This is a genomic window from Flavobacterium johnsoniae UW101 (genome assembly GCF_000016645.1).
Lineage (GTDB): Bacteria > Bacteroidota > Bacteroidia > Flavobacteriales > Flavobacteriaceae > Flavobacterium > Flavobacterium johnsoniae.
On the sequence record NC_009441.1, the window covers coordinates 554,185 to 570,077 of the forward strand.

Below are 15,893 nucleotides of genomic sequence, written 5' to 3' on the forward strand. Positions count from 1 at the left end.
ATTGCTATTGAACCTGCGACTTGGGGAAAGAGATTCAACCTTAAAAAAATAATCTGTAATCTTTTTTAGTATCTCTAGAAGATAGACACTAAAAGTTTTTTTCGTTGTCTAAAAATCTGCATCGAATGAAATTTTCTGAGCATCGCTGTCTGTGTTCATCACACCAGATTTTTGATACTCTGCAACACGTTTTTCAAAGAAATTAGTTTTTCCCTGAAGAGAAATCATGTCCATGAAATCAAATGGATTCGCTGATCCGTAAACACGTTCGCATCCTAATTCAACCAAAAGTCTATCGGCAACAAACTCTAAATACTGTGTCATTAAACCAGCATTCATACCAATTAAACTTACCGGAAGAGATTCAGTTACAAACTGTCTTTCGATATCCAATGCATCAACAATAATTTCTTTGATTCTTTCTTTTGGCACTTTGTTTACCAAATGGTGATTGTGCAGGTGAACTGCAAAATCACAATGTACGCCTTCATCACGAGAAATCAATTCATTAGAGAATGTTAAACCCGGCATTAGGCCGCGTTTTTTCAACCAATAAATTGAACAGAAGGCACCAGAGAAGAAAATACCTTCAACTGCTGCAAAAGCAATAAGTCTTTCTGCAAATGAATCAGACTCGATCCATTTTAAAGCCCATTCTCCTTTTTTAGCAATTGCAGGAAAAACTTCCAAAGCATTAAACAATTCCGTTTTCTCAGCTTCGTCTTTCACATAAGTATCAATCAATAAAGAATAAGTTTCACTGTGAATGTTTTCCATCATAATTTGGAAACCATAGAAAAACTTCGCTTCAGCATATTGAACTTCGTTTACAAAGTTCTCAGCAAGATTTTCATTTACGATTCCGTCAGAAGCTGCAAAGAATGCTAAAATATGTTTAATGAAATATCTTTCGTCATCATTAAGTTTGTTGTTCCAATCTGTTAAATCCTGGTGCAAATCGATTTCTTCAGCTGTCCAGAAACTAGCTTCCATTTTTTTATACCATTCCCAAATATCATGATGTTTGATAGGAAAAATAACGAAACGATTTTTGTTTTCTTGTAAGATTGGTTCTACTTGAGACATGACAATTTTTGTTTAATTTTTATACCGAATTTTTTACTAATTCAATAGACTACAAAGATTGTTATTTAACGCCAAAAATAAAAGCCAAACTTATTCACAATCTGACGTAGTTTTTAACAACGTTAAATTTTTGAGACATTTTTCATACAATAACTAATTTACTGTAAATGAAACGCTTAAAACCAACAATCACACCTTTAAGCCCTGTAAAATATAGACTTTTTAATATAAAAAGCAAGAAATTTTAAATACTTTTAAAAAGTTTTTTTTGAGTCAAAACTTTATTTTTTTGAGTCAAAAAAAGCACAAAAAAAAGCCTAATAATAAGGCTTCTTTTTTTATGAATTTTTAAGTTCTTCAGCTACTTTTTCGAGCTCCAAATACCAGTCTTCTCCAAAACGGCGGATCAGTGCTTCTTTTACAAATTTATAAACCGGAACTTCTAATTCTTTTCCTAAAGAACAGGCATCGTCACAAATATCCCATCGGTCATAATTAACCGCGGCAAATTCTGTGAAGTCTTTTACCCGAATTGGATATAAATGACATGAAACTGGTTTTTTCCAATCTACGATTCCTTCATTATAAGCTTGTTCGATACCACAAAGTGCAGTTTTGCCGTCAAAAATTACATAAGCACAATCTTTATTATCAATAAGCGGCGTTTCGAGATCACCGTCTGTTCCTGTTACCCAGGTTCCCTGCGCTTCGATTGCTTCAATTCCTTCTTTTCGCAAAAAGGGTTTTACCTTCGGATAGATTTCTTCTAAGATTTTAGTTTCAGCCTCATTTAAAGGCGCGCCCGCATCTCCATCAACACAACAAGCTCCTTTACAAGCAGACAAGTTGCACACAAATTCTTTTTCCAGAATGTCTTCTGAAATAATAGTTTTACCTAACTGAAACATGATATAAAATACTCTAATTTATAAAGTGCAAAGATAATCAAAGAAAAGAGATAAAACACTGTAAATATTTAACCGCAAAGTACGCAGGGGAATTACGTAATCCCGATAGCTATCAGGAGCAAAGCATTATTAATTTTCAGCCTTGCGAACTTTGCGTAATTTCTTTGCGAATCTTTGCGGTTAAACCACATATTGTTACAAATATCACTTTTCTAACCAATAAAACATGTTTTTATAACAAAAATACATCGTATCGAAAAAACACCTAACTTTATTATCTACTTTTGCAGCAGTTTTTAAACCCTTAAAATCAAAGCGATATGTTAGAAATCGATTTTAAAGAAATCATTACAGTAAGTATGGTGCTTTTTGCAGTAATTGATATTGTTGGTTCAATTCCTATTATTGTAAACTTAAGAGCAAAAGTCGGACACATCGAATCTGAAAAAGCTTCTATTGTTGCCGGAGCTATTATGATTGTTTTTCTTTTTGTTGGAGAAGGCTTATTGAACCTGATTGGTATCGACGTGCATTCGTTTGCTGTTGCAGGTTCATTTGTATTGTTCTTTTTGGCGTTAGAAATGATTTTAGGAATTAGAATTTATCGTGACGAAGAACCGGGTTCTGCTTCTATTGTACCTCTTGCCTTTCCTTTAATTGCCGGAGCGGGAACTATGACAACTTTACTTTCGCTTCGTTCACAATTTCATACCATTAATATTATTACAGCTATTGTATTGAATATTATATTGGTTTATATCGTTTTGAAGTCTTCTAAAAAAATTGAAAATTTGTTAGGAGAAAACGGACTTGGTGTGGTTCGTAAGACATTTGGTGTTATACTTTTGGCTATTGCTGTTAAATTATTCGCCGCTAATGTTAAAGGTTTGTTTGTCTAACAATTATTTTTATACTTTTACCCCCAATAAATTTATAAAATACAACTTTAAGACATTTTTTCATTAAAGTTTTACTTAATATTTTTAGACAAAATAAACAACCAATATGAAAATCTTCACTTCAATCTTAGTGCTTTTAGCATTAGCTTTAATTGTTTTTAATATTACGTTATTAGACTTTTCAAATCCTTTTCAGGGTGATAGCATGGTAGCTTTTATTGGAATCGCAGCTTCTTTTTGCGCCGTATTGATTCTTTTGATTTTTAGAATTTCTAAAAGAATTGAAGAAAAAACAAACGGCAGATAATATAATGTTTGACGTTTTAATTATCGGCGGAGGCGTATCTGGAATGTCTTGTGCCCTGGTCTTAGGATCTGCAAATAAAAAAGCTTTTGTTACCGACAAAAAAATCGGAATTTTTACACATCAGAAAAACTCTTCTTTACAAGAGGCAATTTTCTACAATGCTTATGGAATAACGCCGGGAAAACTGGGTTCTGAACTACTTACAGAAAGTGTGCAGGATTTAGCAGCGTCTTATCCGCATATTGAACAAATCGCAAACGAGAAAGCAATTAAAATTGAAGGCTCTTTTCCTTCGTTTACTGTGGTTACTAACAAAAACTCGTACCAAACAAAAAATATAGTAGTCGGAATTGGTTCTGCTAACACTTTTGATATTGAAGGTCTAATGCAGTATGTTGAACCTCATAAAAAAGCACTTCCGGAAAAACAGCGTATTCAGCTTAAAAACGAAGATCATAAAGTCGCTGACGGCATTTATGTTATTGGAACTTTAGCTGGCTGGAGAAGTCAATTGGCCATAGCTGCAGGAAGCGGTGCCGCTGTTGCTACAGATATTTTAACTTTATGGAATAACGGCGTACAGACTCATTCACACGACAGCATTCGATAAAATTCAAACATATAAAAACCATTAAGAGATTAAGTTTATTAAGCTTTACAGCTTTTTTCTTAATCTCTTAATGGTTTAAATATTTTATGTTTCTCTTATTTTACCGAAACTATCTGTGTTACCTTAATATGATTTTCATCATCGGTTTTCCAGATTTCTCCTTTTAAAGAAACTACATCTCCAATTTTTAATTGTTTGTAATTCTGTGGTCCGCCAACATTTACGATGCTGATGGTTGCAAAATACACTTCTTTTGTATCGGTATTAATTTTTGCCGTATAACCGTCTTTTCCTGATTCAATCGATTCTACTTTTCCTGAAACTGCACTATTCGCATTATTTTTCATCGTAGTGCAAGAAATTACAAAAGCCATTAGAAGCACAAGGAAACTTATTTTTTTTAGATTTTTCATATTTTGAATTTAACCGCGAAGTTCGCAAAGGTTTTGGCTAAGTTCGCTAAGTTTTATTTTAAGTTTATATTATTTATTCTTTCCAATATTTATGCCAGCTGCACACAGCTTCCGGCAATAACTTTTAAATTATCATCAAATTGTTTCCAGACTCTGATATATTTTAAAACGCCATTTATTGGATTGTTATCGTAAGCTCCTTTTAGCGAAACCGTAACAGCAACAACAGCCGAATCACCGATTACATTAATAATTTGATCTGACGCTTCGAGCGAATCGATTTTCATTTTTCCCGAACGATAGGAATTCAAATCAAACTCTTTTGTAATGGTTTGACCATCTGGCATATTAAAAAGCAAGTCATCGTGAAGAAGTTTTTCCAGAACAGCAATATCAGAATTTCTAATTGCTGTTAAAAGTTCTATTTCGGCAGTTACAATTGAGTTTTTTTCCATCAAATGAGAAATTAAAGTTTATTTCTTTGGATTTAGGATCGCTTTTATCATGGCGTCATCTTTTAAAACAACATCATAATAATATATTTCTCCATATAATTGACGAGCAAATTCTGCTGTTATGTACCTATTTACTAATGCTTTGGTTTTATCCAGTTTTAGATCTAAACCAGTCATATAAATATAGTTTTTAAACTTTTTAAAATAGACATCAGATGATTTTATCTTTTCTAAGAACTCATTAAACTTAAGTCCGGCAAAAGCATCGCGGTCTTTATCCAATTCTTCAAAAACAAAGTGTCCTACGATACCGGTTTGAAGCAGATAGGCCACATTTTCGTTTCCATGTTCAGCTTCCATCGGAACAAAAACATCCGGAACGATTCCGCCGCCACCGTAAACGATTTTTCCTTTTGGAGTTTTAAATTTTAAAGAATCTGCTACTTTAATACTGTCTTTTGCGTATAATTCGCCTGTTGCGATTCTCGATTCAGATTCTTTAAAATATTCATCGTTTCCTTTTTTATACGGTTTCTGGATTGATCTTCCTGTTGGCGTATAATATCTCGCAACCGTTAAACGAACTGCTGATCCATCGTTGAAATCCATTTCGCGCTGTACCAAACCTTTCCCGAAAGAACGACGGCCTACAATTGTACCGCGGTCATTATCCTGAATAGCTCCGGCAAGAATTTCACTGGCAGAAGCACTATTTTCATTGATTAAAACATATACTTTTCCGGTTTCAAAACTTCCGGCTTTTGTCGCGTATGTTTTTTCGGTTGTTCCGTTTTTATTTTTGGTAAAAACAATCAGTTGTTTGTCTTTTAAGAATTCATCTGCAATGGCAATCGCTTCTTCCATATAACCGCCGCCATTATCGCGAAGGTCAATCACGAGCGACTGAATTCCTTTTTGTTTTAATCGTGCTAAACCTGTTTTGAATTCATTAAAAGTAGTTTCGGCAAAACGATTGATTTTGATATAACCTGTATTATTTCCAATTAATATAGAAGCATCAACGCTTTTTATTGGAATAACATCTCTTTTAATTTTAAACTTCAATTTCTTTTGTTCTGATTTTCTAAAAACAGTCAATTCTATTTCAGAACCTTTAATTCCTTTTAATTTTGAGAACAAACTATCCGAAGGTAGTCTTCTTCCATACAATTTGGTTTTTCCTGCATATAAAATTCGGTCTCCGGATTTTAATCCTGCTTTTGCAGAAGGTCCGTTTTCGACTGGTTTTATAATCGCAACAGAATCTTTGTACATATAGAAGTTAATTCCGATTCCAACGAAATCACCTTTCATGCTTTCGGCAACCTCAGCTTGTTCGCTTGGCGGAATGTAAACAGAATGCGGATCTAATTTTGAGAGAATATTATCGACGGTAAGATTTACAATCGAATCGGTATTGACACTGTCAACATACTCAGTATTGATAAAATCAATTAGTTTATTCAGCTTTGTTTTGGAGTAATTTTTAGCCAAAAGCTGATCATCTGCAGGACCGTTTGTTAAACTTCCTATCACAGTTCCCAGAGCAAATGTTGCTCCAATAACAATTGGCAGATATTTGGGATTAAATTTCATTATTCTTCTAAAACAGGAATATGTTCGACTTCGACACCCGCTTTTATTAAAAATTGAATTCCGGAATCATCACGATATCCGTCTTTATACACCACTCTTTTTATTCCTGACTGATGTATTAGTTTACTGCATTCTTTGCAAGGCGAAAGCGTGATATAGAGGGTTGCTCCTTCACACGATTGTGTCGATCTGGCAACTTTTAGAATTGCATTTGCCTCGGCGTGCAAAACATCCCAGCGCGTTAAGCCGTCTTCGTCTTCGCAGCAATTTTCAAATCCGGAAGGCGTTCCGTTGTATCCGTCAGAAATAATCATTCTGTCTTTTACGATAATCGCGCCAACCTGCTTACGCTTACAATACGATAAAAGGCTCCATTCTTTAGCAATTCGCAGATAAGCTTTATCGTATTTATTTAATTTTTTTACTTCCATTTATTTTATCTGTTCCAAATCGGACTTTCTATAATCATTGGAATCACAACTCCAATAATAAAAGCCGACATTACAAGTGCCCAGTCGCGTTTTGAAAAACGAAAAACCGTCTGCACTATATATGATATTACCAAGACAACAAAAACAACTACTAACTGAGCTGCTTCGATCCCTAAGGCAAACTCTCCCAAAGGTAATAATTTTGAAGTCGCACTGCCTCCTAATATGGTTTTGAAATAATTAGAGAAACCTAAACCATGTATAATACCAAAGAATAAAGTTATGAAAAATACCAGATTTATACCATCATTTTTTGAAGTCTTTCCTGCTGTAAATAAATGATAAAGAGCGGTTACCAAAATAGTAATTGGAATTAAAAACTCTACAATATTTACTTTTATCGCAATTATCCCGTAAACAGAAAGAATTAAAGCCAGCGTATGACCAATTGTAAATAAAGAAACAAGCAGAAAAATTCTTTTCCAGTCTTTAAATAAATACGGAACAGTTAAGGCAATTAAAAAAAGAACATGATCGTAGGCATTGATATCTAAAACATGCTTTAATCCTATTTGAAAATAAATCCAAAATTGTGACATAGGTAATCTATAATTTAAATAATTAGGGGTTGTAAACTTACGATTAATTTTCAAACTTAAGGATTTACCTATTTAAATCCTGCAATAAAAATAAGTTAAATTTTATGAGAAATTTAAAATCAATAATTTAAAAATAGGTCTATATTTGTTCAATAAAAACTTATTAATTATGCCATTTTCAGAATTATTTGATAACGAATTCAAACAAAGAAACAGAGGTCATTTCTCTGCAATTGTGCGCGTAGCATTTGCTGACGGTAAAATAAGCCCGGAAGAACAGGAATTTTTAGACAAAATTGCTTCGACATTACAAATTTCAGAAGACGAATATAAAGAGATCCTTAAAGATCCGTGGAAACATCCAATAAACCCGCCTTATTTATACACACAGCGTTTAGAACGTTTATATGATTTAGCAAGAATGGTTCACGTAGACCACCACTTAGGAGATCAGCAGGAAGTTATGTTAAACCGTATGGGATTAGCTCTAGGATTTACTCCAGGAAACGTAAATTATATTGTTTCAAAAGCATTGTCTCTAATCGATAAAAAAGTAGATTTAGATACTTTCCTTTTTGAAATGGAGAATATGAATAAATAGTTTTTAGTTTTCAGTCTCAGTTTACAGTGCTACAGCGAAAATTGAAAATTTAATTGAAACCAAAAAATAAACCCGACAGGTTTTTAAAACCTGTCGGGTTTGCTATTTAGAGTTCAGACTGAATACTGCGACTAAAAACTGACCACTGTAAACTGAGACTGAATACTTATTCAGCAGCCATAAACTCCTCAGCTTTTTCTACCATACTTTTGCTTCCGCAGAAAAAAGGAACTCTCTGGTGCAGTTCTGTCGGCTGGATTTCCATAATACGGCCAAAACCGTCTGTTGCTTTTCCTCCGGCTTGTTCTGCTATAAATGCCATTGGATTACATTCGTATAACAAACGTAATTTACCTTTTGATGCTTTTGAACTTGTTGGATAAATATAAATACCGCCTTTTATCATATTTCGGTGAAAATCGGCTACCAGACTTCCTATGTATCTGGAAGTGTATGGTCTGTCTTCTTCTTCACGCTGGCAATACTTAATGTAATTTTTTACTCCCTGCGGAAAATGAACATAATTTCCTTCGTTTACTGAATAGATGTTCCCGTTTTCAGGAAACTTCATGTTTGGATGCGAAAGGTAAAATGTACCAATCGCCGGATTTAATGTAAAACCATTTACTCCAAAACCGGTTGTGTATACTAACATGGTCGAAGTTCCATAAATTACATAGCCTGCTGCAACTTGATTGATTCCCGGTTGTAAAAAATCCTCGCTGGTTACCGGAGTTCCTATTGGAGTAATTCTTCTAAAAACAGAAAAAATAGTTCCCACAGAAACATTAACATCAATGTTTGAAGATCCGTCAAGCGGATCCATTAAGATCACGTACTTATTATTATGACAGTTGTCGCTCCCCTGAACTGTTATAAAATCGTCGTTTTCTTCAGAAGCAATACCACAGACAATCTCACGGTTTATTAACGTCTGGATAAATACTTCGTTTGCATAGACATCTAATTTTTGCTGGTCTTCTCCCTGAATATTCTGTTCGCCTGCGGCGCCAATAATATCCACTAAACCTGCTTTGTTAACTTTATAGTTTACGACCTTTGCCGCCAAACGTATAGAGTTGATAATTCGGGAAAGTTCTCCCGACGAATACTGAAATGCTTTTTGGTTCTCAATAATAAACTCTCCCAGTGTTTTATTGCGTTCTTCCATTGCTATAACGTTATAGTTTTAATTTTAAGTCACAAATATCGCTTATTTTGTGAGAATGATTTAAAAATTATTTTGTTAGTTTGCTACTATTGTATATTTGCTAATTAATAGCAAAAAGTACCTTAGAAATAAATGCTTTTTTAGCTAATAAACACTTAATTATACGAATAAATGAATATTAGAAAAGGAAATCCCGAAGACATGAAATCGGTTTTGGGATTAATTCAGGAGCTGGCAATATTCGAAAAAGAACCTGATGCTGTCGTTATTACAGAGGAAGATTTAGTTCGTGACGGATTTGGAGAAAAACCTCTTTTTCAGGTTTTTGTAGCAGAGATTGATTCAGATGAAAATGAAGGCGGAAAAGAAATAGTGGGTATTGCTTTATACTACTACCGCTACTCTACCTGGAAAGGAAAAACCATACACCTTGAAGATTTAATTGTAAAAGAAAAAATGCGCGGTACAGGTTTAGGTTCTGCTCTTTATGCTGAAATTATGAAACAGGGAAAAAGAGACAATGTGCGAAGAGTAGAATGGAATGTTCTTGACTGGAATACTCCTGCAGTAAAATTCTACGAGAATTCTGGAGCAAAAATTCTTGACGAATGGAGAGTTGTTCAAATGGATGAAACAGGAATTAATTCGTTCTTAGAAAAATTATAATTTTTGCAACAAATTCCACAAATTAGCACAAATTAATTAGTGAAAATTTGTGCGATTCGCGGCAAACCAACACAGATTATAAAATCATTTTAATCCTAATAATCTGTGGCAGAAAAAACAAAATACCAGATTTCGATTTGAATCTGAAATCTGAAATTAAAAATCTAAAATTAAAAATGAGAGTATTTAAATTTGGTGGCGCATCGGTAAAAGATGCTGAAGGAATTAAAAACGTATACGACGTTTTACAAAAAGTGGGTTATGAAGATGTGATTTTGGTTGTTTCGGCAATGGGGAAAACCACAAATGCTCTTGAGGTTGTAATCAAGAATTATTTTGAAAAATCAGAAGAACTGAATTCATCCGTACAGGAAATAAAAAATTATCACTTTCAAATCGTATTAGATTTATTTAAAGATGAGAAACATGAAGTTTTTGCAGCTGTAAATGCTCAATTTGCAGAATTAGAATACTTCCTGGCTCATAACAAATCTCCAAACTACAACTTCGTTTACGATCAGGTAGTAAGTTTTGGAGAATTAATTTCTACAAATATCTTAAGTCATTTCATGAATTTCATGGGAATTCAAACGCAATGGCTTGACGTTCGTAATTTCATTAAAACCAATGCAAATTACCGAGATGCCGAAGTAGACTGGGAAACTACAGAACAAAACATCAGCAAAAATGTTCCAAGAAAACAATTAAATATTACTCAAGGTTTCCTTGGTGCCGATGAAAACAACTTTACGACAACTCTTGGCCGTGAAGGTTCTGATTATACTGCCGGAATTTTTGCTTACTGCTTAAATGCCGAAAGTGTAACAATCTGGAAAGACGTTCCGGGAGTTATGAATGCTGACCCGCGTTATTTTGAAAATGCAAGTCTGTTAAACCAAATTTCATATCGTGAGGCTATCGAATTGGCGTTTTACGGAGCAACAGTTATTCACCCAAAAACATTACAGCCGTTACAGAAAAAAGAAATTCCTTTATACGTAAAATCATTTATCAACCCGTTATTAAAAGGAACTTGTGTTTCTAAAGGTGTTGATTTAGAACCGCAATATCCATGTTTTATCGTAAAAAGAGAGCAGCTTTTAATTTCGCTTTCTTCAATTGATTTCTCTTTCATTATGGAAGAAAACATCAGTGAGATTTTTGGGTTATTCCACGAATTCAAAATCAAAGTAAACCTGATTCAGAACTCTGCAATTAGTTTTTCTGTATGCGTTGAAGATAAATTTGGAAACTTTAATGATTTGAATGCGATTCTTTCGAAAAAATTCAAAGTAGAATACAGCGAAAATGTAACTCTTTACACTATTCGCCACTTTACAGAACAAGCTGCAGAAATGGTTGAAAAAAACAAAGAAGTTTTATTGAAACAAGTAAGCCGTGAAACCATGCAGATTGTAACTAAAGAACTAAACTAATCTTGTTTATAAGAGGTAATTATTTCAATTCAAGCATATTTAAAAAAGGCTTCACTAATTAAGTGAAGCCTTTTTTAGTTTTTACCTCGCCCTATTATTCTCGGTCTGCTCAATTTCAGATTTCTTGTAAGTTGTCTTTTTTGAGTTTCCAAAACTGTACGCTGCGATCAGTTTAAAATAATTTGTGGTGTATGTTCTATGATAATAAATTTGAGTTTGCCCCACTTCATAATTACCGGAAACCATAAAATCATGAAAAATATCGTTGGCAGTAAAATTGAGTTTCAAGGCATCTTTAAAAAAGTTTTTTTCAATTCCTAATGTTACTGTCGAACGGCTGTTATCACTTCCCAGTCCGTAACTTCTGTCGCCTAAATACCAGGCCAAAAGTTGAATTTTAAAAAGCTTCGGAATTGTAAAGGTGTTATTTGAGTACAAATAAATTTGAGGTTTTACAGAACTCATCTCAAACGAATAAAAATCGTCTACTGATTTAGTTAAATTCATACTTATTGTATTTGTAGAATTCCACCATTTGATATTAAACGATCTTGAAAGCGAACTAAAAAAAGTATGTCCTTTTTGAAGATTTAAAGATCTCAAAATATAACTGTTTGGAGTATCTCCCTGCAATGCGGCACCAGAAATTGGGTCGATTTTATAGGTATAGCCAATTTTAAAATCAAACTTTTTATACATCGTTCCTATTTCAAAAGCGTGTACTTTTTCTGGAAGTAAATTTGGATTTCCTTCAATAGTTGTAAACGGATCCTGATACACCACAAACGGATTTAATGCCTGATATCTTGGTCTTGTTATTCTTGAAACATACGAAAAATGCGCTTTCCAGTCTTCTGAAAAATTAAAATTCAAAAGCAGGTTTGGAAAAAAGTTTGCGTAGTTTTTACCAAATTCCTGAACTCCGTTTGCATTCGTATATAAATCATAATTTGTTCTTTCTGCCCTTGCTCCTGCAGAAAAATCGACTTTTTCTCCCAAACTGCCTGCATAATTAAAATAAGCGGCCATAATTTTTTCATTGTATGTAAAATCACTCGAAAGATTATCATCTAACTCAAAATCGACCGCATCAGCATTGGCAATAAAAAAATCCGTTCCTGATTTTATAGATGCAGAACTAAATTTTGCACCTAATTCTAATTTGGTATTCTCGCTTATTTTCTTTGAATAATCAGCTTGTACTGCCGTTATATTAATCGTATTTCCAACATCATTTTTCAGATATCTTCTGCCGTCTGCTTCTTCTACTACACTATTTTCTTCGATAAAATCTCTTACCGTTCCGTTATAATTCGAATACTGAGTTCCAATAAATAACGACGATCCTTTTGAATCTGTAATTAAGTTATAATTCAGATTTATAAACTGATTCAACAGAACATCATTTTTAGCAATATCCGTGGCATAAAAACTATTTCCTGAATTATTGGTAATGGAGTTCCGGCTTTCTACTGCTCCGCCTAAATCTTCAATATTACCGCTATAGGCAAGCGAGATGTAACTTTTTTCAGAAAAAGTGTATTGAAGTCCAAATCCAAAATTAGAGTAATTATTAAACTCTCGAAGCCAGTCGGTTGTCAAAACAGACTGCATATAGACATCAGGATTCGGGCGTGTTCTGGTGGTATACAATAATTCACGTCCTTTCCCCAATTGAAGTCCGTAATTGGTTATAAACGAAAATTTTCCTTTGGTATAATTAAAATCGATCAGTGTATTTGTACTTGTTCCGGCAAATTTTGAGACGGTAACATGCTGGCTTGCCGATCCCATCATACCGCTTTCTATATTTTGCCTGGTAATGATATTAACCACTGCTTTTCCTTCGGCATCGTATTTTGACGATGGGTTTGAAATGACTTCTATTCTCGCAATTTGTGAAACCGGAATAGCTGCAAACCGTTCGTAATTAATCAAAATTCCGTTTAAGTAAATAATTGCTTCTCCTTTTCCCAAAACGCTTATCTGCCCTTCGGCAACTACAACATTCGGAACCCTTCCTAACAATTCGTTTACAGAACTGCTCGCCGCGAGAACTGTTCCTGTTACGTTAACATTGATTGTTCCGTTTGCGCCATACTTTACTAATGAAGGATTGCTTTTTACCACAACTTCATTTAGCTGATTATGATCTTGATCCTTGATTATAGAATCCGGAGCAGGTGTTGAGAATGTTGTTTTTTCTATTAGTTTATCCTCATCAACATAAGATTTATCCCGATTATTTTTTACAACTTGTGCTTTTACTTCGATTGATGAAAAAATGAGGCAATAAATAGAAATAACAACAACAATAATTAATTTCATAAACTTTAACGATTAGCGGTTTGACTTTATTTGAAACAAAAGTCATCTGAAAATCTGTCGATAAGGTTTTAGAAAGTGAAATCAGGAGTACGGATTTATAAATCGATACTCTGTTTTAAGGCTGTAAAGCCTGAATTTGGTAATTTAAAGGTGTGGTTCCCGTATGTTTTTTAAACGCGGCAAAAAAGGTTGATTTTGAATTAAACCCAACATCATAACCAACAGATTCTAATGTTAGTTTATCATTTGAAGTAATAATTTCGCAGGCATTATGGATTCTGAATTCATTTACGAAACTTGTAAAGTTCTTGCCGAGATTGTTATTTAAAAACTGAGACAACTGATGGTTGGATATATTAATTTCTGCTGATACATCTTTTAAACTCAAATTCGGATTTTTATACAAGGCTTTTTCGATCATAATTTTTTCCAGCTTTTGAGATAAAATTAAAGCTTCTTCATTGTTCAGCTTTTTATCTTTTTCAACGTTGAGCAGAAACAAATCATCTGTTCTCGTTCTGTATAAAAGCACCAGAATTATAAGGTATAAAATAAAAGTAAAAGCAAGTGCTCCGGTAATACAGGAAACAAAAGGCACTCTGGCAAATCCTAAAAAGTACGAGATAAATATTGAGGCATTTCCCAGAAAAATAATTCCAAACCATCTTTCTGCCGGATTAGAACTGCTGTAATTACTAATTGTTTTTTGAAGCAATTCCCGGATTTCAAAACCTGAAATAAAAAGATAACAGAACCATTGCAAGAAAATTAAGGCTGCAAAATAATCATTCCATAAAACGGGATAATTTTGATAAGGAAACACAAAACCAATTGTCAAAATTGAAAAAATCCAAATTGTTAAATGCCATTTCCATTGTGAAGAAATACGATTGCTGATTCCTGATTTTAGAACATAATACAAAAACGGCCCAATTAACAAACAAGCCGAAAGTCCAATTTGAAGATAGATTTTAGGTAAATCTATATTAAAATAAACAAAAACCGTAACTGCAATTCTGGTGCTTAAAACGAATAAAAGTGCACCTAGGAAAAGATTAGAAAGGTATTTTTTTCTGGTAAAAAATAGAAAATACAGACTCAGAATAAATCCGTTAAAGGCGCCCAAAGCCCCAAAAAAGAATAATATTTCTTTACCTATACTCATTTTTATGTTTGTAAAGCCTGAAGCTGATAATTTAAAGGTGTTGTTCCGGTATGTTTTTTAAAAGCAGCAAAAAATGTCGATTTTGAATTAAATCCCACATCGTAACCAACAGATTCTAAAGTCAGTTTATCATTTGAAGTGATAATTCTGCAGGCTTCGTTTATTCTAAATTCGTTTACAAAACTGGTAAAGTTCTTTCCCAGATTATTATTTAAAAACTGCGATAATTGATGGCTCGAAATATTAATTTCTCTCGACAAATCCTGCAAATTCAGGTTTGGGTTTTTATACAGGCTTTTTTCGTTCATTATATTTTCTAATTTTTCAGAAATAATCACAGCTTCGGCTGCATCGATTTTTTTGCCTGAAACCTTCTGACTGTTCAGCAGAAACAAATCATCGGTTTTCTTTCGGTATAAAAGAATAGAAATAATCAGATATAAAATAAAAGAGAAAACAACGGCACCGCTTATATAAGTTGCTGCCGAAGCGCCCATAATGGCCAAAAAGTAAAAAAGGAATAATAAAAAAGTGCCGAGAAAAAGGGTTCCAAACCAAATTTCTGACGGACTTGCTTTTTCTTTAGTATTGAAAATTTTCTTTAAAACGCCGCGAATTGTAAATCCTGAAAATAGGATATATACAAACCATTGAAAGTAAATAATCCGAATAAAATAAAAGCTCCAAAGTGTTGGATACATTTCGTACGGATATAGGATTCCGACACTCACAATCAGGATTCCCCAAAACAGCAGCATCATTTTCCACGATTTTGGCATTACATTGATTTCTTCAACTGCCGATCTTAAAAAATAATACAAACAAGGACCAATAAAAAAACAAGCAGTAAGTCCTAACTGCAAATACATTTTTGGCAGTTCGGGATGAAAATAAATAAAAACAGATTTCCCAATTCGGATGCTTAAAGCGAACAAGAGTGCGCCCAGGAAATAATTTGTGAGGAATTTTTTCTTCGTAAAAAAGAAAAAATAAACTCCCAGAATAATTCCGTTGAAAGATCCCAAAGCACTAAAAAAGAATAGAAGTTCTTTGCCGGTATCCATAGTTTAAGTTCGTTATATCCTGAACAAAGCTAAAAAAAAGATTCATTTATGATGAGAATTATATTTAATAATGCCATTTAAAATTTGAAAATCAGTCAATTCCCTAACAAATAAAAGCCTCGCAATTTCTTGATTATAAATACTACTTTTGAATTTTT

The 15,893-nt window shown here is 33.5% G+C and carries 17 protein-coding genes; 6 read left to right on the top strand and 11 right to left on the bottom strand.

The window, feature by feature from the left end:
- Positions 1-108 precede the first annotated feature (108 nt).
- Entirely contained in the window at positions 109-1,086 is a 978-nt protein-coding gene (locus tag FJOH_RS02760; protein ID WP_012022613.1) for a ribonucleotide-diphosphate reductase subunit beta, read from the bottom strand.
- 338 nt (positions 1,087-1,424) lie between these two features.
- The gene (locus FJOH_RS02765) at positions 1,425-1,994 is read right to left on the bottom strand and encodes a DUF3109 family protein (RefSeq protein ID WP_012022614.1); all 570 of its coding nucleotides are present in this window, start codon (positions 1,992-1,994) and stop codon (positions 1,425-1,427) included.
- 320 nt (positions 1,995-2,314) lie between these two features.
- Here FJOH_RS02765 and FJOH_RS02770 point away from each other — a divergent pair, with 320 nt between their 5' ends.
- The 3 genes from FJOH_RS02770 (at position 2,315) to FJOH_RS02780 (ending at position 3,810) form a co-directional block, all read left to right on the top strand.
- Complete coding sequence (locus FJOH_RS02770) at positions 2,315-2,893, top strand: MarC family protein (protein ID WP_012022615.1); 579 nt, start codon at positions 2,315-2,317, stop codon at positions 2,891-2,893.
- Positions 2,894-2,999: 106 nt separating this feature from the next.
- Entirely contained in the window at positions 3,000-3,200 is a 201-nt protein-coding gene (locus tag FJOH_RS02775; protein ID WP_012022616.1) for a hypothetical protein, read from the top strand.
- 4 nt (positions 3,201-3,204) lie between these two features.
- Positions 3,205-3,810, top strand: a complete 606-nt coding sequence (locus tag FJOH_RS02780) for an FAD-dependent oxidoreductase (protein WP_012022617.1) — start codon at positions 3,205-3,207, stop codon at positions 3,808-3,810.
- A gap of 95 nt (positions 3,811-3,905) precedes the next feature.
- Here FJOH_RS02780 and FJOH_RS02785 read toward each other — a convergent pair whose 3' ends face one another.
- The 5 genes from FJOH_RS02785 to FJOH_RS02805 form a co-directional block, all read right to left on the bottom strand.
- The gene (locus tag FJOH_RS02785) at positions 3,906-4,223 is read right to left on the bottom strand and encodes a hypothetical protein (RefSeq protein ID WP_012022618.1); all 318 of its coding nucleotides are present in this window, start codon (positions 4,221-4,223) and stop codon (positions 3,906-3,908) included.
- 89 nt (positions 4,224-4,312) lie between these two features.
- Positions 4,313-4,678: a nuclear transport factor 2 family protein gene (locus FJOH_RS02790; protein ID WP_012022619.1), complete on the bottom strand. Its 366-nt coding sequence runs from the start codon at positions 4,676-4,678 to the stop codon at positions 4,313-4,315.
- Between the two features lie 18 nt (positions 4,679-4,696).
- On the bottom strand, positions 4,697-6,274 hold the full coding sequence (locus tag FJOH_RS02795) for a S41 family peptidase (protein WP_012022620.1): 1,578 nt from the start codon (positions 6,272-6,274) through the stop codon (positions 4,697-4,699).
- Positions 6,274-6,705, bottom strand: a complete 432-nt coding sequence (locus FJOH_RS02800; RefSeq protein ID WP_012022621.1) for a deoxycytidylate deaminase — start codon at positions 6,703-6,705, stop codon at positions 6,274-6,276. The genes FJOH_RS02795 and FJOH_RS02800 overlap by 1 nt, the downstream gene beginning before the upstream one ends.
- Positions 6,706-6,710: 5 nt before the next feature.
- Complete coding sequence (locus FJOH_RS02805) at positions 6,711-7,304, bottom strand: HupE/UreJ family protein (protein WP_012022622.1); 594 nt, start codon at positions 7,302-7,304, stop codon at positions 6,711-6,713.
- A 169-nt stretch (positions 7,305-7,473) separates the two neighbouring features.
- Between FJOH_RS02805 and FJOH_RS02810 the strand changes: the two genes are divergently transcribed.
- Entirely contained in the window at positions 7,474-7,905 is a 432-nt protein-coding gene (locus FJOH_RS02810; RefSeq protein WP_012022623.1) for a tellurite resistance TerB family protein, read from the top strand.
- Positions 7,906-8,071: 166 nt separating this feature from the next.
- Here FJOH_RS02810 and fbp read toward each other — a convergent pair whose 3' ends face one another.
- Positions 8,072-9,076 carry a class 1 fructose-bisphosphatase gene (fbp, locus tag FJOH_RS02815; protein WP_012022624.1) on the bottom strand — a complete coding sequence of 335 codons (1,005 nt, stop codon included), beginning with the start codon at positions 9,074-9,076 and terminating at the stop codon, positions 8,072-8,074.
- Between the two features lie 171 nt (positions 9,077-9,247).
- Between fbp and FJOH_RS02820 the strand changes: the two genes are divergently transcribed.
- Entirely contained in the window at positions 9,248-9,742 is a 495-nt protein-coding gene (locus FJOH_RS02820) for a GNAT family N-acetyltransferase (protein WP_012022625.1), read from the top strand.
- A 176-nt stretch (positions 9,743-9,918) separates the two neighbouring features.
- Positions 9,919-11,178, top strand: a complete 1,260-nt coding sequence (locus tag FJOH_RS02825; RefSeq protein WP_012022626.1) for an aspartate kinase — start codon at positions 9,919-9,921, stop codon at positions 11,176-11,178.
- Positions 11,179-11,259: 81 nt separating this feature from the next.
- Here FJOH_RS02825 and FJOH_RS02830 read toward each other — a convergent pair whose 3' ends face one another.
- The 3 genes from FJOH_RS02830 to FJOH_RS02840 form a co-directional block, all read right to left on the bottom strand.
- Positions 11,260-13,506, bottom strand: a complete 2,247-nt coding sequence (locus FJOH_RS02830; RefSeq protein ID WP_012022627.1) for a TonB-dependent receptor domain-containing protein — start codon at positions 13,504-13,506, stop codon at positions 11,260-11,262.
- Between the two features lie 115 nt (positions 13,507-13,621).
- Positions 13,622-14,671, bottom strand: coding sequence for a helix-turn-helix domain-containing protein (locus tag FJOH_RS02835; RefSeq protein ID WP_012022628.1), 1,050 nt, complete (start codon positions 14,669-14,671; stop codon positions 13,622-13,624).
- A 2-nt stretch (positions 14,672-14,673) separates the two neighbouring features.
- On the bottom strand, positions 14,674-15,735 hold the full coding sequence (locus FJOH_RS02840) for a helix-turn-helix domain-containing protein (protein WP_012022629.1): 1,062 nt from the start codon (positions 15,733-15,735) through the stop codon (positions 14,674-14,676).
- Positions 15,736-15,893: the final 158 nt, after the last annotated feature.

Excerpts from the sequence above, each read along its gene's own strand:
- FJOH_RS02800 (WP_012022621.1), bottom strand. The coding sequence starts at position 6,705 with ATGGAAGTAAAAAAATTAAATAAATACGATAAAGCTTATCTGCGAATT.
- FJOH_RS02805 (WP_012022622.1), bottom strand. The coding sequence starts at position 7,304 with ATGTCACAATTTTGGATTTATTTTCAAATAGGATTAAAGCATGTTTTA.
- FJOH_RS02795 (WP_012022620.1), bottom strand. The coding sequence starts at position 6,274 with ATGAAATTTAATCCCAAATATCTGCCAATTGTTATTGGAGCAACATTT.
- FJOH_RS02830 (WP_012022627.1), bottom strand. The coding sequence starts at position 13,506 with ATGAAATTAATTATTGTTGTTGTTATTTCTATTTATTGCCTCATTTTT.
- FJOH_RS02840 (WP_012022629.1), bottom strand. The coding sequence starts at position 15,735 with ATGGATACCGGCAAAGAACTTCTATTCTTTTTTAGTGCTTTGGGATCT.
- FJOH_RS02780 (WP_012022617.1), top strand. The coding sequence starts at position 3,205 with ATGTTTGACGTTTTAATTATCGGCGGAGGCGTATCTGGAATGTCTTGT.
- FJOH_RS02785 (WP_012022618.1), bottom strand. The coding sequence starts at position 4,223 with ATGAAAAATCTAAAAAAAATAAGTTTCCTTGTGCTTCTAATGGCTTTT.
- FJOH_RS02835 (WP_012022628.1), bottom strand. The coding sequence starts at position 14,671 with ATGAGTATAGGTAAAGAAATATTATTCTTTTTTGGGGCTTTGGGCGCC.
- FJOH_RS02820 (WP_012022625.1), top strand. The coding sequence starts at position 9,248 with ATGAATATTAGAAAAGGAAATCCCGAAGACATGAAATCGGTTTTGGGA.
- FJOH_RS02760 (WP_012022613.1), bottom strand. The coding sequence starts at position 1,086 with ATGTCTCAAGTAGAACCAATCTTACAAGAAAACAAAAATCGTTTCGTT.
- FJOH_RS02770 (WP_012022615.1), top strand. The coding sequence starts at position 2,315 with ATGTTAGAAATCGATTTTAAAGAAATCATTACAGTAAGTATGGTGCTT.
- FJOH_RS02810 (WP_012022623.1), top strand. The coding sequence starts at position 7,474 with ATGCCATTTTCAGAATTATTTGATAACGAATTCAAACAAAGAAACAGA.
- fbp (WP_012022624.1), bottom strand. The coding sequence starts at position 9,076 with ATGGAAGAACGCAATAAAACACTGGGAGAGTTTATTATTGAGAACCAA.
- FJOH_RS02765 (WP_012022614.1), bottom strand. The coding sequence starts at position 1,994 with ATGTTTCAGTTAGGTAAAACTATTATTTCAGAAGACATTCTGGAAAAA.
- FJOH_RS02790 (WP_012022619.1), bottom strand. The coding sequence starts at position 4,678 with ATGGAAAAAAACTCAATTGTAACTGCCGAAATAGAACTTTTAACAGCA.
- FJOH_RS02775 (WP_012022616.1), top strand. The coding sequence starts at position 3,000 with ATGAAAATCTTCACTTCAATCTTAGTGCTTTTAGCATTAGCTTTAATT.
- FJOH_RS02825 (WP_012022626.1), top strand. The coding sequence starts at position 9,919 with ATGAGAGTATTTAAATTTGGTGGCGCATCGGTAAAAGATGCTGAAGGA.